The following is a 17,930-nucleotide window of genomic DNA, read 5'->3' as shown; positions in this document are numbered from 1 at the left end:
TCACTTCTTTGTTTTCTCATACCGTCCGTCACTCATCCGGACCACGCACCGCTTCATCTCATCAATATCCAAAATACTCTGGGCAAATTCCTTACGCACCAGGTCATCCGGTAGGTACTCGTCATACTTATCAAAGACCGGCACTTCCTTGGGGTACAGCAGCTCCAGTGGGTCAAAGTCCTTTGCCGCTTCCTCCTTCAGGACCTGGAAGAACTCCTTGTCGTTGGCGTCCATGGCAAATTCCATGAAGTAGGGTCGGGCCGAGTTAAAGCCGCGCAGGTTCAACCGCTTGGCACACTTAATCCGCAGCAACCGCTCCAGCGCCAGGAAGGCATAGCTCCCGGTCCACGGGAAGAGGCACCACATCTTGCCACCGAGGTTAATCAATTGCTTTTTCGGCAGGCCCGCAATATTAGCGGTATCCCGGGCCTGGGTCAGTCGTGCTCGGGCGTTCTTCATCAGGTACGGGTACATCTGGCTTTCCGCTAGGACCTGACGCATCCGTTCCAAGATCTTGGGGTGAATGTCACCCGGGACATCCCCGAAGTATGCCGGAATCCTACCCTTGACACCGTGGCAGTACACTTGGTGACGTTGGCGGTCAATATCTTCAACCACCCATACCCGGCCGGCAATTGCAATCTTGTCACCAACCGGTGGCGGCTTAACAATCGTTCCTAGTTCTTCGGATCCGGCATGGACGCTGAATTCCTCATTTTCCTGGAAGACCGCGTAGAATTTGAAGTTGTTGACAACCCGCTCACCAGCCATGCCGACAATCAGATCACCACGTTCCGTCTGTTGAATCTGGTCCGTCTTCACCAGGTGCCGCAAGAGGACCCGGTAGTCGTCCTGACTAACGTTATGGAAGTAGTTCAACGGCAAAACTCGACCAGCCAACTCTGCCGGACTCATCTCCCCGCCGGATGCCAGGGTGCTCATTGTCTGGTGGTAGAGCAGACTATACGGCAGGCGGTTGGGTTCTGGTGGTTCCACCCACCGTTCTTCCAGGTAGAGCTGGACGAGGGCAATCCCCTGCAGCAGTGGCCAGGGAATCAGGTCCGGCAGCATCGCCCGTGACTCCGGGTGTTCTTCCCGCATCACAAAGTGCATCTCGGGCAGGTTCCCCCGCCGGCCGGTCCGCCCCATCCGTTGGAGAAATCCAGAAACAGTGAAAGGAGCATCAATCTGAAAGGCCTGCTCTAACTTTCCAATGTCAATCCCCAGCTCCAAGGTCGCTGTCGCACAGGTCGTCATGTAGGAGTCGTCATCCTTCATCGCGTCCTCTGCCGTGGCCCGAAATGCCGGTGACAGGTTCCCATGGTGGATTAAGAAACGGTCCGGCTCGTGCCTGGCTGCACTATAGGAACGGAGCATCTGGCAAACCGCCTCACACTCCTCCCGGCTATTGTTAAAGACCAGGCTCTTCTTCCCGCGGGTGTGCTCAAAAATATAGCCGATTCCCGGGTCAGCTAGTTCCGGCGCCGTATCCGTCTTTGGTTCAACCGGGGCCGCCGGATCAAAGTCCTTACTAGCAGCCTGGGGATCAGTCTGGTAAAAATGTTCCATCGACAGTCGCCAAACTTGCCGGGTGTTTTTGACCTTGGGTGCCACGGTCCGGTGACCACTCCCGGCACCCAGGAATTTTGCTGCCTCCCGGAGGTTGCCAATCGTCGCCGATAGACCAATTCGCCGCGGTTTAACCCCGGCTAACCGACTCAGGCGCTCAATCAAACAGAAGGTCTGCCCTCCACGGTCACTGCGCAAAAAAGAGTGAAGTTCGTCAATCACTACGAAGCGGAGGCCATGGAAAAGGTGGGGAATGTCCATGTGCTTGTTAATCATGAAAGATTCCAGTGACTCCGGCGTGATCTGTAAGACACCAGACGGGTGCTTCAGCATCTTCCGTTTTTGGGTTGCCGCCACATCACCATGCCAGCGCCAGACGGGGATATCCGAATCTTCCGTCAGTTCGGTTAGTCGACTGTACTGGTCGTTGATCAGGGCCTTGAGTGGCGCAATGTAAAGGCAGTTGACGGAGTCTTTTGCCCCCGATTCACTCAGCTCGGTCAGAATCGGGAAAAAGGCCGCCTCGGTCTTCCCCGCAGCCGTGGACGCCGACAGTAAGACATTGTGATCCGTCCCGAAGATTTCCTCGGCCGCGGCAACCTGGATGGGCCGGAGCTGTTGCCAGCCCTGGCGGTAGATGTAGTCCTGGATGAAAGGCGCATAATGTGCGAAGACGTCCATCACAATTCCCCCATTCTAAATCGTAAACTCCGTGTAGTTTTTCTCTTGCTTACCACCGCCATCGTCAGTTGAATCATCATCCATGCCGGTGAACTGTTCAGAGTCAAGAAGGTCACTGACCGTTGTCTTAGGGTTCTGGTAAACGATGTCCAGTAGTTCGATAAAGTCCCGGATGACCTCCCGGGGTGTAATCTTGGTATCGGCACCGATCCGCCCATACTCAATCTTGATAAACTTGGCCAATTCTTCTTCGGTAATCTGCCGGTCGTAGCCGTAAAGACGGGCGTGCATGTCGGCCAGCTTTTCAGTTAAGACCAACATCTCTTCAGCCGTCAGTGGCTCCAGCTTAATCACCGGTGCGTACATGTCCTGGGCACCGACGTGGGCAAACTTTCCTTCCGTCAGCCGTGAACGCAGCGCCTCGTAACTGTAAACACCCCGGCGGTGGTCCTCAACGGCCTGCGGGGTCCCGCACATCAGGATACCAAGGTACTTGGCCTTCCCCTGGAGAGTGTCGTTATACATGGTCAAAATCTTTTCGTAGTTATACTGGCGACTGATGCTGTTCGGGATCTTGTAAATGTTGACCAGCTCATCAATCATGATCACCAGCCCCGCATAGCCGGCCTGGCGGAAGAAACGGGCGAAGAGCTTCAGGTATTCGTACCAGTCACTGTCGTCAATGATAATGCTAACGCCAAGTTCTTGCTTGGCCTCGGTCTTATGGGTGTACTCGCCGCGGAACCACTTGACTACCTTCGCCTTCGTTTCATCATCGTCATCAACATAGGCGTGGTAGTACATGTTCAGGAGCTTGGCAAAGTCGAACCCGTGGACAAGCTCGCTGAGGGAGGCAATTACCGCATCAATCTTCTCATCAACGGCCGCGGTGAATTGCGGGTCATCCTCATCCAAGCTCGTCTCACTGGCCACTTCCTGAAGGACAGTATCAATCCAGCGATCGAGGATTAAAGTCAGTGCGCCCCCTTCTGGTCGGGTCTTGGTTGCGAGGTTCTGGATTAATTCCCGGTAGGTTGCCAGGCCCTGACCCTTGGTTCCCTGTAGCCGTCGTTCAGGCGACAAGTCGCCATCCACGACCACGAAGTTCTTATCCATCACGTAGTTGCGGACCGCCTGAAGGAGAAAACTCTTCCCCGCACCATAGCGACCGACAATAAAGTGGAAGGAAGCCCCACCCTCGGCAACGACTCCGAAGTCATGCAGGAGGGCCGCAATTTCATCCCTCCGCCCGACTGTAATGTAAGGGAGGCCAATTCGGGGAACCACTCCGGCCTTAAGGGAATGTAGGACTGTCTGCGCAATCCGCTTGGGCACCCGTTGTCTTGTCCGTTCTGCCATTTAAAATCACTCCTTATCTGAAAACATTTTTTCCAGGTCCGTCCGGTAGTCTTCAATAATTGCTGGTTGGTCGTCCTGGTTAAATTCAATCACGTCATCACCAATTTCGTCAAAAAGGGCTTCGTTAATCTGGTCGGCAACGATTGAGACCATCAGGTGGTGTTTTTTCAAGTAGTCCTTCCATGGTTCCCCCATCAAGAGAGCCCGTAATAAGAAGGCCTGGTCAGCGTCAAGGTTCATCGAAACTGGCTCCGCAGCTGGAGCTGTCGGTTGTGGCTGGGAAGGAGCCGGTGCCGGCGTCGTTTTCTGCGCTGCCACTAATTCTTCCCGGTCCTCTTTAATCGCTTGCCGTTCCTCATCGGTCAGCAGGCTCTCCTGGGTGACCGCCGCATCCTGACGAATCTGGTTAATCCCGCCCAGGTCGATGTGGGCCTTGGGCCGCTGAGCTTCTTTGAGCTGGCGTTGATAGGTACGAATTCCCTGGTCAATGGCATTTAGAATTACGGCCGGCAGCCAGCGGGCCTTCAGAGGGCGACCAAGGTTAAACCGTAGCCGGACGAGCCGATCGACCTCGTGAAGTAAGGCGTTGAGGTTTTGCTTCTCATTCGGTTGGGCCCGCATGGAAAGGCAGTAGTATTGGCGACCCTTAAAGCGGTAACGCCGGACCGAATCAAGCGGGTACTCTGCCATCTGCTGCTGGGGGTGGAAGTAAAAAACTGCGTTGCCAAAGAAGTAGTTGGTCGTCAGCTGCTGACTGGCAACGTGGTGGTCAAAGTACTTTTGCCCCTCCTTGTCTGGTAAATTGAGAATCTCCTGCCAGATCACCTTTAACAGGGCCGTAAAGTGGTCGGCTGATTTTTGGTATAACCGACTGTGGTCCAGGTAGGTCGCGTGCCGCTTGAAGACGGCAACCAGGTCCGTTGCATCGTACTCATCCGGGTGGAGCAAAACATGGTAGTCACGGTCCGCCGCAATCTCAGCCGCAAAGGCCTTGTTTGCTAGCGCATGGTCAAGTCGGTAGTAAAGAACGTAGTCGCGCAGCCAGCGGTCTAAGTAATCCCCCATTTTACCGTCAAAATGGCCAGCGTATTCATTCCGGAATTCGGTCAACTGCTTAAAGCCCGCCATTGGGGAAGCCACACCAATGTTGTTGAGGAGCTCGTAGATGTAAATATAAGCGTACGAGGTCGAAACCGGGGTAAAGGTTCCCTGCCGAAGCTTGGTCCGCCAGGTAAAGTACGTCCGCAGCTGGTCGACACTTAACATGTGGTAGGTCGGAAAGTAGCGTTTTAAGGGTACCGGCTGATCAAAATCGTCCTGGTAGTCGGCGAGGATTTGCCCCTGGTCATAGAAGTTCTTGTCCCGTCGCAATCCTGGCAAGAGGCTGTAATCATAGGCCACCAGGGCCTCCTCAATTTTCTTGGGAACGGCCGGTTTAGCGGGCTGGGAACGGCGCTTGGTTGGTTGCGGAATCGACTGGGCCTGGTACTTTCCCTCGGCGTCATTTTCCGGTAAGACCACGTACTGTTGCTGGTGCACGACTTCTTTACCAGCATTCACTGCTGCTTTAAAGGAGTAGTCAATAATGTTTTCACTGGCCTGGTCGCTCACCTTTTCCAGGGTAAAACCAACCCATTGTTCATTACGGTGAAAGAAGGCAGGGCCAAATCCAGGAAGGTCACGAATCGCATCAGCAAAGCTAAAGCACTGAGCGTCGATACGGACCGGTTTAGCCGGGTCGAGGACGATGAAGGGCGCCAAACCGGGTTTTAGTGAAAGGCCCTGTTTAGCACTACCGTTAGTCGGCAGCGCGGTGAACCGCAAACCATACTTGTTACTGATTAGTTTGGTCAGTGACTGGTAATCCATTTCTCTCCCCTCCCGTACATACGTTCAGATTATATCAAGAATTAGATTTCTTGTGAAATGTTACGTGCAAAACTTTGACCAACACGAAAAGGGCCGCTGATGCTCAACAGCTTGAGCGCCAACGGTCCTTTTAGTGATTACTTGTACTAGGGGAATAGTGAATCTATTGTGAATTGTTCTTCCGGTAACCAAAGTAGAACTGGATGATGGCAATTACCACGTTGACCCAGTTCATCGTGATGAACCACGGAGCAATCCCTCCGGCATCGTGGGTCACGCCATAGTAAACCCAGAAGCCTATGATTATGGCGACAACATTAATCCAAGCAAACCGCTTTTGTAATATCTGGTCATTGAGCTTAAACCACATCCAAATGACATTAATAATGAACCAAATCGCTAAAATCCAAAAGAAAGTCTGAAACATAACGAATCCCTCCTTTAATCAGTCACATGAAAGTTAGAAGTTCGAATCACTGAAATAATTGCAGTTCTTTTGGCTTCTCTTCACTTTCTATACTAGACCGGTTAAATAGAGAAACAATCGTTGATAATTCAATAAATGTCGCTTATTAAACACTATCAAACAATCAGTCATCAATTAGGACACAATAACGAAAAGTGTCGAAGTTTATTACTGAATAAGAAGAGTCAGGGCTTTTCGTAAGTTAGCTAGTTCCTGATCAGTTAACTTGACGTTATTCTTAACAATAAAAGTAACCATGTCGATGTAAAAGCTACCAATAATCGTAATATCGATGTCGGAAAGCTCGACCGGCAACTCCTTTTGAATCATTTTAATAAATAGTTTCTGAAGGCGGGCGCTGAAACTCTTCTGATCATACTGGATAGACAACAAGGCTAAAAGAATTTCGCGAGAATCCCACAAGACACTAAACTCGTCACTTTGGTACAAATCACTCAGCAGTGGTAGCCGATGATTTTCGGGCTGGATATTTACTAGCCGTTTTGCAATAATTCGCTTAAATACGGCCAGGTATTCATCATTAAGTTGCTCGGTCAAATCATACTTATCCTGATAATAGTTATAGAATGTCTGCCGGTTAATAATCGCCCGTTCCGCAATTTCCTTGACAGTAACGTTAGCAAAGCCCTTTTCATTAACCAACTTAGCAAAGGCAACCTTAATTGACCGTTTGGTCCTCATCACTCGTAAATCTTCAGTCATTTGAACATTCCCTTCTTCAAATGAGTCTTACAAGTAATAATTATAATATAAGCGCCTAACCAATCAAAAAGAAACCACCTTAACAAGGTAAGACGCTGTTCTTACTAATAACTACTATTAAATCAATGTCGTCTGTTAAAATCAATATCCTATGCTCTGCGAATGAATAAGCAGGCGAGCACTGCCAGGACCGCACTGAACACTAGCCCTAAGAAGGCGGCTGAATATGAGGAAGTCATCTGCACAATTCCCCCAATTAGTAGTGGGCCAATAAAACCGCCAAGCTGGCCACCGAAGTTCACAATTCCAATCGATGATCCATAGCTCTTTTCCGATAAGATTTGCGCCGTGAAACTGAAAATTCCGGTAAAGGCGAGGGATTTTACAAAGTAAATAAGGACCTCAAAGATAACGATCCAAACTAGTGAAGATGATTTAAACAGGCCAAACATAAAGACCAATGTAAGGAAAGAAGCAATGATTATTAACCACCGTTCACGATGCTTGAATAAGTGAACCATGATAAAACCGGCACTAAAGGCCGCAATTCCACCAGAGATAACTGGCAGCGGAACGAGCCAGGCCAGGCTCTTTAAGTTAATCCCCTGCTCACGTAAGAAGTAAACGGGCATCCAGGCTTCCAACCCCTTCGTAATAACATTTAAGGCTAAGCCGATAATTACGAATACCCACACGCGATAATCAATATTCTGCCACTTAATTTGCGGGCGCGCCGCGACTTCTTTGCGGATGCTCTTGAGAGGCCGTTCTAACAGGTAATATACCAAGGTAATTACAATTCCCCCGATTCCTAGCCAAATAAAGGCCTGCCGCCAGCTGCTGTTAGCAATAATTGGGACGATAATCAACGGCGCGACTGCTGCTCCCGCATAATTTGACGAAATCAAGGCCGATGTTGCCTGCGACTTCACCTTCTTATCGTAATTTTCAGAAATTTGCTTTAACGCGGCCGATGGGTAAGGTCCCTCCGCAATTCCAAACAGGAAACGAATAGCAATCAATGCCGCCAGTGACCAGGCAAGTCCTGTCACCATCGTCATCGCTGACCAGGCAATTAGGGCAATAATGACCATGCGCTTGCTTCCCAATAAGTCCGTTAGGTAGCCACCCGGAATTTGCATCAAAGTGTAGCCTAAAAAGAAGGCACTGGCGGTCGCACCAAGAGCGGCAGCACCGACGTGGAAGTCTTTTCCAATATAGGCAAGCGAAATGTTCATTACCGTCCGGTCCGCAAATAAAAGCATGTAGCCCAAGTACAGAACAATAAACGACCAGAAACGTTTTATCCCTACTTGATTGTCACGATTAATCATTGTATAGATTCACACCTTAAAATTATGATAACTGTTGTCGTAATAAGAAACGTTGCACCTTACCGCTAGCATTCGTTGGTAATGAGGAAACCTTAATATATTGATGAGGAACCTTGTAATGTGCCAAGTGCTGGTAACCGAAGTGAATTAGCTTCTGGGGATCTAACTGCCGTTGACTGACCACAAAGGCCACTGGCACTTGTCCCCATTCAGGATTAGTTTTCCCGACCACTGCAATTGCGTCAATTCCTGGGTACTGTTGATAGACTTGTTCAACTTCTTCAGGAAAGATATTCTCGCCGCCAGAGATTAACATTTCGTCCCGACGACCATCAATGTAGAGGTAACCATCACTATCAAGGTGGCCAATATCTCCGGTTTGGTACCAGCCATTCACCATCTTAGCAGGCAACTTTTCTGGTAGGTTAAGATAACCGGGGGTTAAGGCCGGCGTTTTCAAAAGGACTTCCCCACTTTTACTCAGCTTTAACTGAGTCGTAAAGAGCGGCTGCCCAACGGATCCCAGCTTTTTTAGGATGTCTTGCGCGCGCAGGGCAACTATTTGTGAACAGGTTTCCGTCATTCCGTAACACTGAACGACCGGGATCGATAGTTTCTGACACTTAACAAGCGTCGGTCGATCAACCGTCCCCCCGCCCAGTAGCATACAACGAAAAGCATGGTTATAGTGACGGTGGCTTTCTGTTAAGCGCGCCAATAGCTTTTTCAACATGAAAGGAACAACCGACATTATTGTAACTGGCTCATTCACTAAGATGTTTTCAACTTTAAGGGCCCGAAATTTATCAACGATGCGAACGGTCATTCCGTAAATTAGGCCCCGCATAATGATTGAGAAACCACTAATATGGAAAATAGGGGCCACACAAAGCCATTCGTCGTCGCTTGTTAGGTCTAGGTTAAGAGCCGATGAAACAGCGGAGTAAAAGTGGTTGCCAAAGGTCTGTAAGACGCCCTTAGGTGCCCCCGTCGTTCCGGAAGTATACATAATACTAGCAACCCGGTCATAGTCAAAGGATGGAATCAGTGCGGTCCGCCTTGCTGTTGAATTAGACAAACCTTGATAGCTCACGAAGCGTTCGTCCATTGTTGACTGCCACAAAGAATCAGCCACCAGGCAGACGGCAAGGCTACTGTCGCTGATCTGCCGCTGAAGCTCCTCATCAGCAAGCCGCCAGTTAAGCCAGACAATTGTCCGTCCACTACATAAGATGGCAAGGGCAATTTTGTAACTTTCAATACTATTGTCGGCAAGCATGCCCACCCGTGGACCAGGGTGCAGCTGTTTTAATTTCCCTGCAATCTGTTCCACCTGGTCCTTTACCTGGCGAAAGGTCAGGGTACTGGTCCCGTCAGTAACGGCGACCTTATCAGGTTGGGTACTTGCTTGTTTTAACAACCAATTTTGTGTTTCCATTGCTTATAACCTATGGAAACTTAGGGAACTGGTCGAAATTTGGCTGCCGTTTTTCATTGAAGGCGTCCCGGCCCTCTTTACCCTCATCAGTGGTGTAAAATAGCATTGTGGCATCTCCACCAAGCTGTTGCAGACCGGCAAGCCCATCGGTATCGGCATTCATTGCCGCCTTGATAAAACGCAGTGCGGTCGGTGACTTCTTGAGAATCTCATTACACCAGTCCAGGGTTACAGATTCTACCTGGTCTAGTGGGACAACTTTATTGATCCAGTTCATCTGGTAGGCCTCTTCGGCGCTGTAGAAGTGGTTCAGGAACCATACTTCCTTTGCCCGCTTATGACCAATTACCCGGGCAAGATACCCAGAACCATAACCGGCGTCAAAGCTACCGACTTTAGGACCTGTTTGGCCAAACTTAGCGTTATCTGCCGCAATGGTAAGATCACAGACAAGCTGCAAGATATTTCCACCGCCAACGGACCAGCCTTTAACCATTGCGATTACTGGTTTAGGGATAATCCGAATGAGGTGCTGGAGGTCCAAAACGTTTAAGCGGGCAATTTTGTCAGGGCCCACGTAACCACCATTACCCCGAACACCTTGGTCACCACCAGAGGAAAAAGCCTTGTCGCCAGCACCGGTCAAAATAATTACCCCAATTGTACTGTCATCCCGGCAAATGGTGAAAGCGTCAATCATTTCTTGAATTGTGACCGGCGTAAAGGCGTTCATCTTCTTAGGCCGGTTCATCGTAATTTTAGCAATCTTTCCTGCGCGTTCAAAAATAATCTCTGAGTACTCTTTAACCGGTTGCCAATCAACTGTTGTCATGTTAAATCTTCTCCTTTAAGTGAGGTCTTTTTATGAACTTATTAGAAAACCTTGGAATCCATCCCCAATCTGTCACTGCTGACCAAGCGATAATCACTATTGACGTCAGTGATAGGTTAATGCAGCCATACGGAATCGTCCACGGCGGAATCAACGCCGTCCTTGCCGAAACCGCTGCATCATTAGCCGCAAACGCTTGGCTGAACCGGCAGAATCGTGAACAGGTTGCCATCGGTGTCAATATTACCACAGAGCATTTACTACCGGTAGCATCAGGAGAAATAATTGTTAAGGCCCAGCCATTAAAGCGTGGTCGTACGATTCAAACGTGGTTCGTTAAAGAGTTTAACGGCACCCACCTGACAAGCACGAGTACCGTTACTCTTGCCAACCGGCCAAAGCCACAAATTTAAATCAGGCTAATTTCAATTGGGACTTCATATATACTTAAAACGTTCACCTTCATTAGTTAAAGATTTCACAATAATTGTTGGACGCATTTTATGTAACTGAATATGCTAGGCCACCATCAAATTTATAAAGAATCGAAGATCAATCCAACACTTAAAAATGAAATGCCCTAACTATCCAAAATATATTCTCTAGGGAGATATATTCACTTTTGAAACAGGGGTATTTATTATCGACATATGTCTCACAAACGATAATAAAAAAGGCCGTGCAATTAAGCACGGTCATCTTGGCGTGGCAACGTCCTATCCTCGCAGGGAGCGATCCCCCAACTACTTTCGGCGTGTTGAAGCTTAACTTCTGTGTTCGGCATGGGAACAGGTGTATCCTTCAAGCCATCATCACCACACTTCGTCTCTTCTGAGACGAGAGCTTGCGCTCTCAAAACTAAACAATATCTAACCTCACCAACAAACCTAACCGCTCTTCCTTGGTTAAGTCCTCGACCGATTAGTAATGGTCCGCTCCATGCATCACTGCACTTCCACTTCCATCCTATCTACCACATCATCTTTGTGGGGTCTTACTTCCCCGAAGGGAATGGGAAATCTCATCTCGAGGCGAGTTTCACACTTAGATGCTTTCAGCGTTTATCTCGTCCATACATAGCTACCCAGCGGTGCTCCTGGCGGAACAACTGGTACACCAGCGGTATGTCCATCCCGGTCCTCTCGTACTAAGGACAGGTCCTCTCAAATTTCCTACGCCCGCGACGGATAGGGACCGAACTGTCTCACGACGTTCTGAACCCAGCTCGCGTACCGCTTTAATGGGCGAACAGCCCAACCCTTGGGACCGACTACAGCCCCAGGATGCGATGAGCCGACATCGAGGTGCCAAACCTCCCCGTCGATGTGGACTCTTGGGGGAGATAAGCCTGTTATCCCCAGGGTAGCTTTTATCCGTTGAGCGATGGCCCTTCCATACGGAACCACCGGATCACTAAGCCCGACTTTCGTCCCTGCTCGACCTGTCTGTCTCGCAGTCAAGCTCGCTTGTGCCTTTACACTCTGCGAATGATTTCCAACCATTCTGAGCGAACCTTTGGGCGCCTCCGTTACCTTTTGGGAGGCGACCGCCCCAGTCAAACTGCCCACCTGACACTGTCTCCCAGCACGTTCAGTGCTGCGGGTTAGAGTGGTCATAATGCAAGGGTAGTATCCCACCAGCGCCTCCAGCGAAACTAGCGTTCCGCTTTCTATGGCTCCTACCTATCCTGTACAAGCAGTACAAACACTCAATATCAAGCTACAGTAAAGCTCCATGGGGTCTTTCCGTCCTGTCGCGGGTACCCTGCATCTTCACAGGGATTTCAATTTCACCGAGTCTCTCGTTGAGACAGTGCCCAGATCGTTACGCCTTTCGTGCGGGTCGGAACTTACCCGACAAGGAATTTCGCTACCTTAGGACCGTTATAGTTACGGCCGCCGTTTACTGGGGCTTCAATTCTGAGCTTCGCTTACGCTAACCCATCCTTTTAACCTTCCAGCACCGGGCAGGCGTCAGCCCCTATACTTCATCTTACGATTTTGCAGAAACCTGTGTTTTTGATAAACAGTCGCCTGGGCCTTTTCACTGCGGCTGGCCTTGCGGCCAGCACCCCTTCTTCCGAAGTTACGGGGTCATTTTGCCGAGTTCCTTAACGAGAGTTCTCTCGCTCACCTTAGGATTCTCTCCTCGACTACCTGTGTCGGTTTGCGGTACGGGCAGTTGAATACTCACTAGAAGTTTTTCTCGGCAGTGTGACATCAGCGACTTCGTTACTATAATTTCACTCCCCATCACAACTCGTCAACCCGCAACTAAGCATTTGACTCAGTTACTGACTCGTTGCTTGGCCGCACTCTTCCAATCATGCGGTTCGCTTAGCCTCCTGCGTCCCTCCATCATTCAAACGCATTCAACTGGTACAGGAATCTCAACCTGTTATCCATCGCCTACGCCTCTCGGCCTCAGCTTAGGTCCCGACTTACCCTGGGAGGACGAGCCTTCCCCAGGAAACCTTAGTCATTCGGTGGACAGGATTCTCACCTGTCTTTCGCTACTCATACCGGCATTCTCACTTCTAAGCGCTCCACCAGTCCTCACGGTCTGACTTCGCCGCCCTTAGAACGCTCTCCTACCACGTGCACGTAGTGCACATCCACAGTTTCGGTAATATGCTTAGCCCCGGTACATTTTCGGCGCAGAATCACTCGACTAGTGAGCTATTACGCACTCTTTAAATGGTGGCTGCTTCTGAGCCAACATCCTAGTTGTCTATGCAACTCCACATCCTTTTCCACTTAGCATATATTTAGGGACCTTAACTGGTGATCTGGGCTGTTCCCCTTTCGACGGTGGATCTTATCACTCATCGTCTGACTCCTGAGGATAAATCGATGGCATTCGGAGTTTATCTGAAGTTGGTAACCCATGACGGGCCCCTTGTCCAAACAGTAGCTCTACCTCCACGATTCTTTTCCTCAAGGCTCCCCCTAAAGAGATTTCGGAGAGAACCAGCTATCTCCAAGTTCGTTTGGAATTTCACCGCTACCCACACCTCATCCCAGCCATTTTCAACTGACACGGGTTCGGTCCTCCAGTGCGCTTTACCGCACCTTCAACCTGGACATGGGTAGGTCACCTGGTTTCGGGTCTATAACTACATACTTCATACGCCCATTTAAGACTCGCTTTCGCTACGGCTCCGGTTTTCCTACCTTAACCTTGCATGCAATCATAACTCGCCGGTTCATTCTGCAAGAGGCACGCCGTCACCCATTAACGGGCTCCGACTGCTTGTAGGCACATGGTTTCAGGAACTATTTCACTCCCCTTCCGGGGTGCTTTTCACCTTTCCCTCACGGTACTGGTTCACTATCGGTCACTAGGTAGTATTTAGCCTTGCGAGATGGTTCTCGCAGCTTCCGACGGGGTTTCACGTGTCCCGCCGTACTCAGGATCCTGAACGGAGAATGTGACGTTTCGTCTACGGGGCTATCACCCTCTCTGGCACAGCTTCCCAGCTGTTGCGACTACGTCGCATTTTGGTAACTCCATTGTTCAGTCCTACAACCCCAGTAAGCAAGCTCACTGGTTTGGGCTCTTCCCCTTTCGCTCGCCGCTACTCAGGGAATCGATTTTTCTTTCTCTTCCTGCAGCTACTGAGATGTTTCAGTTCACTGCGTCTTCCCTCTGCTAGCTATGAATTCACTAGTCAGATAACCAACGACTAAGTTGGTTGGGTTTCCCCATTCGGAAATCTCCGGATCAAAGTGTACTTACCACTCCCCGAAGCATATCGGTGTTTGTCCCGTCCTTCATCGGCTCCTAGTACCAAGGCATTCACCATGCGCCCTTCATAACTTAACCTTGATGATCACTTCGTGATCACCTTGATTAATTGAGTTAGCGATTATTTCGTTAATAAAACTCAAATAACGCGGTGTTCTCGGTTTATTGTTTTGATTAATAAAGAAATTAGATATTATTTAGTTTTCAAAGTACAAGCTCTGCTAGCCTTACGACTAGCAATGGAGAATAACGGAATCGAACCGATGACCTCCTGCTTGCAAAGCAGGTGCTCTCCCAGCTGAGCTAATTCCCCAAAATATGATGGGCCTAAATGGACTTGAACCATCGACCTCACGCTTATCAGGCGTGCGCTCTAAACCAACTGAGCTATAGGCCCAAATAAGCGTCATGTGTTTTGAAAGGTAAACCTCTCAAAACTAAACAAAGTTTCAACTAATGTATAGGTTCCGTTTTATTCCTTAGAAAGGAGGTGATCCAGCCGCAGGTTCTCCTACGGCTACCTTGTTACGACTTCACCCCAGTCATCTGCCCTGCCTTAGGCAGCTCCCTCCAAAATGGTTAGGCCACTGACTTTGGGCATTGCAAACTTCCATGGTGTGACGGGCGGTGTGTACAAGGCCCGGGAACGTATTCACCGCGGCATGCTGATCCGCGATTACTAGCGATTCCGACTTCGTGCAGTCGAGTTGCAGACTGCAGTCCGAACTGAGACCGGCTTTAAGAGATTTGCACACCCTCGCGGGTTAGCTGCTCGTTGTACCGGCCATTGTAGCACGTGTGTAGCCCAGGTCATAAGGGGCATGATGATCTGACGTCGTCCCCACCTTCCTCCGGTTTGTCACCGGCAGTCTCACTAGAGTGCCCAACTGAATGCTGGCAACTAGTAACAAGGGTTGCGCTCGTTGCGGGACTTAACCCAACATCTCACGACACGAGCTGACGACGACCATGCACCACCTGTCATTGCGTCCCCGAAGGGAACGCCTAATCTCTTAGGTTAGCGCAAGATGTCAAGACCTGGTAAGGTTCTTCGCGTAGCTTCGAATTAAACCACATGCTCCACCGCTTGTGCGGGCCCCCGTCAATTCCTTTGAGTTTCAACCTTGCGGTCGTACTCCCCAGGCGGAGTGCTTAATGCGTTAGCTGCGGCACTGAAGGGCGGAAACCCTCCAACACCTAGCACTCATCGTTTACGGCATGGACTACCAGGGTATCTAATCCTGTTCGCTACCCATGCTTTCGAGCCTCAGCGTCAGTTGCAGACCAGACAGCCGCCTTCGCCACTGGTGTTCTTCCATATATCTACGCATTCCACCGCTACACATGGAGTTCCACTGTCCTCTTCTGCACTCAAGTCGCCCGGTTTCCGATGCACTTCTTCGGTTAAGCCGAAGGCTTTCACATCAGACCTAAGCAACCGCCTGCGCTCGCTTTACGCCCAATAAATCCGGATAACGCTTGCCACCTACGTATTACCGCGGCTGCTGGCACGTAGTTAGCCGTGACTTTCTGGTTGAATACCGTCACTGCATGAACAGTTACTCTCATGCACGTTCTTCTTCAACAACAGAGTTTTACGAGCCGAAACCCTTCTTCACTCACGCGGTGTTGCTCCATCAGGCTTGCGCCCATTGTGGAAGATTCCCTACTGCTGCCTCCCGTAGGAGTATGGACCGTGTCTCAGTTCCATTGTGGCCGATCAGTCTCTCAACTCGGCTATGCATCATTGCCTTGGTAGGCCGTTACCCTACCAACTAGCTAATGCACCGCGGGCCCATCCTAAAGTGATAGCCGAAACCATCTTTGATACGAAAACCATGTGGTTTTCGTAGTTATACGGTATTAGCACCTGTTTCCAAATGTTATCCCCCGCTTTAGGGTAGGTTGCCCACGTGTTACTCACCCGTCCGCCGCTCACTGGTAATCCATCGTCAAATCAGTGCAAGCACGTCATATCAGTTGGGCCAGTGCGCTCGACTTGCATGTATTAGGCACACCGCCGGCGTTCATCCTGAGCCAGGATCAAACTCTCATATAAAATATAAGAACTTGAATAGCTCTAATTCAAATTAATTAAGCGAATTGACTTCGCAAATGTTTTGCTCCAATCACCAAAGTGATTAGAGACCCTACACATTTGATTCGTCGAAACTTTGTTCAGTTTTCAAAGGTCTACCAGTTAGTCAACTAAGCAGTCAACTAACGTTTAATATTTTATCAAATCTGTCCATCAAAGTCAACAATTAATTTCAATTAATTAAGTCAACTTATTAACAAACAGCTTTTATAATATATCATGCTGCCAAAGACCTGTCAACAAGAAATTTAACTTTCTTGTTAAAGAATTGTAACCAATCCGTCATCTCTGTGACAACGTTAAATATAATACATGGTATTCGAACAAGCGTCAAGCGCTATTTATACTTTTCTTGAGCGTAAATCAGTAACGCTGAACTTTCATCTATTGCATCCTTTTTATTGTTCGAACATCGTCATTTTAAAACTAAAAGTCCCCGCTTATTTATCCTTTAGCGAGGGCTTTTGCAAACATTAAATTCTAAAATTTATTTTACCCGGGCCAGGAAGTAATTCTTCTTCCCCCGGCGGACAATAACAAACTTGCCGTCAAAGTGGCTGCTTGGGTCAATTTCTGCATCAACATCGTCGACCTTTTCCCCATTAATTCGGATGGCACCATTAGAAACATCTTGCCGAGCCTGTCGACGTGATGGTTCAATCCCGTTATCAGTTAACCAGATAATAATATTTTCCTTCTTATTTTCAACATCAACTGATGGCATATTCTTAAAACCTTGTTCAATTTCGGCGACTGACAGGTCAGCAACATCCCCGGAGAAGAGAGCCTTACTAATCCTTTCCGCCTCTTCAACCGCTTTTTCACCATGAACAAACTTCGTTACTTCTTCCGCGAGCCGCCGTTGTGCCTCACGCTTCCATGGCTCCTTCTCTACCTTTTCAGCGAGGTCATTAATTTCTTCCTTAGAAAGGAAGGTGAAGTACTTCAGGTACTTAACAACGTCGCGGTCATCCTGGTTAATCCAGAACTGGTAGAACTCGTATGGGGAAGTCTTCTTCGGGTCAAGCCAGACGGCTCCACCGGCAGTCTTGCCAAACTTTGTTCCGTCAGCCTTCAGCATAAGCGGAATCGTCAAGCCGTAAACCTTTGTCTCTGGGCCTTCCACCTTGTGAATCAGGTCAATTCCGGCCGTGATGTTTCCCCACTGATCAGAACCACCAATCTGCAGTTGAACATCATTATGCCGGTACAGGTGTAAGAAGTCGACTGACTGGAGGATTTGGTAGGTAAACTCCGTAAATGAGATCCCGGCTTCCAGACGGCTAGCCACAACCTCCTTATTAAGCATCGTGTTAATGTTGAACAGCTTCCCGTAGTCCCGCAAGAAGTCCAGGAGGCTAATCTTGGAAAGCCAGTCGTAGTTGTTAACGATGGTGAAGTTTTCGGTTCCAAACAACTTCTTCATCTGGGCTGTCAGGGCTTCTTCGTTGTGGTGAACCTGGTTCATCGTCTGTAGTTGTCGTTCACTCTTACGACCAGATGGGTCCCCAATCGCACCGGTTCCTCCACCGATGATAATTACCGGGTGGTGACCAGCCAACTGGAACCGTTTCAGAATCATGAACGGAATCAGGTGGCCAATGTGCAAACTGTCACCGGTTGGGTCAGTCCCGCAGTACAGGGCAATCTGCTTATCCTCCGTCAGTTTCTTCAGTGCGTCTAAGTCCGTGGCCTGGTTAATCGCCCCACGCCATTTCAAATCATCAATAATGTTCATGCAATGTCCCTCCTAAAACATCCACGGATACAAAAAATCCCTGACTTCTAAAATGAAGTCAGGGACGATTTAACCG

At 49.2% G+C, this 17,930-nt stretch carries 10 protein-coding genes, 2 tRNA genes and 3 rRNA genes; 1 reads left to right on the top strand and 14 read right to left on the bottom strand.

The genetic code is table 11. The features are described from left to right. From KZE55_RS01150 to menB, 8 genes are all read right to left on the bottom strand, one after another. Window positions 1–2,250, bottom strand: a complete 2,250-nt coding sequence (locus tag KZE55_RS01150; RefSeq protein WP_222258609.1) for a DEAD/DEAH box helicase — start codon at window positions 2,248–2,250, stop codon at window positions 1–3. 15 nt (window positions 2,251–2,265) lie between these two features. Beyond that, window positions 2,266–3,609, bottom strand: coding sequence for an ATP-binding protein (locus tag KZE55_RS01145; RefSeq protein WP_222258607.1), 1,344 nt, complete (start codon window positions 3,607–3,609; stop codon window positions 2,266–2,268). Window positions 3,610–3,615: 6 nt separating this feature from the next. Next, the gene (locus KZE55_RS01140; RefSeq protein ID WP_222258605.1) at window positions 3,616–5,478 is read right to left on the bottom strand and encodes a TerB N-terminal domain-containing protein; all 1,863 of its coding nucleotides are present in this window, start codon (window positions 5,476–5,478) and stop codon (window positions 3,616–3,618) included. A 163-nt stretch (window positions 5,479–5,641) separates the two neighbouring features. Then, window positions 5,642–5,905, bottom strand: coding sequence for a hypothetical protein (locus tag KZE55_RS01135; protein WP_222258603.1), 264 nt, complete (start codon window positions 5,903–5,905; stop codon window positions 5,642–5,644). Between the two features lie 207 nt (window positions 5,906–6,112). Beyond that, a complete protein-coding gene (locus KZE55_RS01130) occupies window positions 6,113–6,667 on the bottom strand; it encodes a TetR/AcrR family transcriptional regulator (protein WP_222258601.1) in 555 nt (184 codons plus the stop codon). A gap of 149 nt (window positions 6,668–6,816) precedes the next feature. Next, window positions 6,817–8,001, bottom strand: a complete 1,185-nt coding sequence (locus tag KZE55_RS01125) for an MFS transporter (protein WP_261313264.1) — start codon at window positions 7,999–8,001, stop codon at window positions 6,817–6,819. A gap of 22 nt (window positions 8,002–8,023) precedes the next feature. Further along, complete coding sequence (locus KZE55_RS01120; RefSeq protein WP_222258599.1) at window positions 8,024–9,439, bottom strand: o-succinylbenzoate--CoA ligase; 1,416 nt, start codon at window positions 9,437–9,439, stop codon at window positions 8,024–8,026. Between the two features lie 10 nt (window positions 9,440–9,449). Continuing rightward, on the bottom strand, window positions 9,450–10,271 hold the full coding sequence (gene menB / locus KZE55_RS01115; protein WP_222258598.1) for a 1,4-dihydroxy-2-naphthoyl-CoA synthase: 822 nt from the start codon (window positions 10,269–10,271) through the stop codon (window positions 9,450–9,452). A gap of 32 nt (window positions 10,272–10,303) precedes the next feature. Here menB and KZE55_RS01110 point away from each other — a divergent pair, with 32 nt between their 5' ends. Beyond that, window positions 10,304–10,684 carry a PaaI family thioesterase gene (locus tag KZE55_RS01110; protein ID WP_047767687.1) on the top strand — a complete coding sequence of 127 codons (381 nt, stop codon included), beginning with the start codon at window positions 10,304–10,306 and terminating at the stop codon, window positions 10,682–10,684. A gap of 290 nt (window positions 10,685–10,974) precedes the next feature. Here KZE55_RS01110 and rrf read toward each other — a convergent pair. From rrf to tyrS, 6 genes are all read right to left on the bottom strand, one after another. Next, a 5S ribosomal RNA gene (rrf, locus tag KZE55_RS01105) occupies window positions 10,975–11,091 on the bottom strand. 81 nt (window positions 11,092–11,172) lie between these two features. Further along, window positions 11,173–14,096: ribosomal RNA gene (locus tag KZE55_RS01100) — 23S ribosomal RNA — on the bottom strand. 162 nt (window positions 14,097–14,258) lie between these two features. Then, window positions 14,259–14,331 (bottom strand) — tRNA-Ala (locus tag KZE55_RS01095). A 9-nt stretch (window positions 14,332–14,340) separates the two neighbouring features. Beyond that, window positions 14,341–14,415: transfer RNA gene (locus KZE55_RS01090), tRNA-Ile, on the bottom strand. An 86-nt stretch (window positions 14,416–14,501) separates the two neighbouring features. Continuing rightward, a 16S ribosomal RNA gene (locus KZE55_RS01085) occupies window positions 14,502–16,077 on the bottom strand. Together the 16S, 23S and 5S rRNA genes with 2 tRNA genes alongside form the textbook arrangement of a ribosomal RNA operon. Before the next feature lie 526 nt (window positions 16,078–16,603). Further along, window positions 16,604–17,854 carry a tyrosine--tRNA ligase gene (tyrS, locus tag KZE55_RS01080; RefSeq protein WP_222258596.1) on the bottom strand — a complete coding sequence of 417 codons (1,251 nt, stop codon included), beginning with the start codon at window positions 17,852–17,854 and terminating at the stop codon, window positions 16,604–16,606. Window positions 17,855–17,930 lie beyond the last annotated feature (76 nt).

Origin of the sequence: Limosilactobacillus panis (assembly GCF_019797825.1) — a bacterium.
Classification (GTDB): domain Bacteria; phylum Bacillota; class Bacilli; order Lactobacillales; family Lactobacillaceae; genus Limosilactobacillus; species Limosilactobacillus panis_A.
This window is presented reverse-complemented; position numbering and strand designations above follow the sequence as displayed.